The organism is Xenorhabdus miraniensis, from assembly GCF_002632615.1.
Genome location: NZ_NITZ01000077.1, coordinates 1 through 1,371 on the forward strand (window position 1 = coordinate 1; position 1,371 = coordinate 1,371).

A 1,371-nucleotide genomic window follows, 5' to 3' on the forward strand; every position below is an offset into this window, starting at 1 on the left:
GGGTGATTGCTTACTGCCTTAAATGGAAGAAGCCATCACTGAAAGTGTTCTACTCAGAAGACGATTTTCCAATGACGGCTTAAACGGAATTCGGGTTAAGATACATTCTCCCCAGTCTTCTCAGGATGGGGGTTATGCTTGATTCACCGTTCTCTGTAAACTCGGCGATACCTTTTTTTAACGATGCCAGCCCTGTTGGAAATATAATGCCTTCTTCTGAAAACAAACTACGGATCTGATTCGATTTAGCCGTTCTTTCCTGAATGGCCCTTTCTCGTACTCGGTGTACTGACTGCAACGATTGTTGCTCTGCACTTTTGATGGGCACTTCGTGAATATCCCGCCTTGTAACCGCTATGCAGATTGCCGCCGCATCATTAGCATCATTTTTTCCACCGACAACAAACGGTTTAACATATTGTGCAGGCAACAAACGAACCGTATGTCCCAACTTTGTCAGTTCTCGTCCCCAATAATGTGCACTATGACAGGCCTCAATTCCGATAAGTGCATGATCAAGAGTCGAAAAGAACTTCAATACATTATTTCGACGTAATTTCCGTCGAAGGAGGGTCATACCACGAGGATCTGTTCCATGAACCTGAAAAACATTTTTAGCAATATCAAGACCAATGATGAGATTAGACATAATTTCCTCCCAAAGCTGACTGAGTTTTATGAATGCTCCCTCATCTTATTCCTTGGAGAGCGGGAGTCCATAACATCAGCCTTATTGCAGCCGATGCCGCGGGCCTCGATGTAATCCGCTGTCTTGCTCCTCATTCCTCGGACGAGCTTGACGCTCTGGCGACCATTCAGGTTTAGCAAGTCATGGTCTTACCTGTCTTTGTCATCATTATTATTGCCTTAGCAATCTTTCTGCATTCATCCTTGTCGTTAAAAGTGAAAGTTGATCAGTGAAACACCTCAGTAAGGTCTGACACTGACGTAATCTTTTTGGTATTCCTGCTGATGAGCGACTAATGCCCAAACGGTGCGAGCCAGCTTATTGGCCATCCCCACAATCGCCACACAGACCGGACGGCGTTTTTTCAATCCTGTCACCCACGGCAGCGGGGTTTTCGTGAGTAAGGTGGCCACTCTGGCACCGTGAATAAACAGCGTTCTCAGGTAGGTATCTCCCCGTTTACTGATCCCCAGTAATTTGACCCGGCCCCCGTTCCCGTTTGTTTCGGTACCAGACCCAGATAGGCCGAAAATTCCCTGCCCGACCGAAATGCGCTGGGATCGCCTATTGTGGCGACGGCTGCCGTGGCAATCAGGACACCGATACCGGGAATTTTCAGGATCCGCTGACAATCGGCATTCTGTTTTGCCCACGCTGTTAGTTGTTTTTCCACTTGTTCAATT

1 protein-coding gene and 1 pseudogene are annotated in these 1,371 nt (G+C 47.1%); both read right to left on the reverse strand.

Going from position 1 to position 1,371, the window contains the following annotated elements:
- Positions 1-79: 79 nt before the first annotated feature.
- On the reverse strand, positions 80-649 hold the full coding sequence (locus Xmir_RS22080; RefSeq protein ID WP_208620484.1) for an IS110 family RNA-guided transposase: 570 nt from the start codon (positions 647-649) through the stop codon (positions 80-82).
- Positions 650-927: 278 nt separating this feature from the next.
- A pseudogene (locus Xmir_RS22085) lies at positions 928-1,371 on the reverse strand (transposase); the annotation flags it as partial.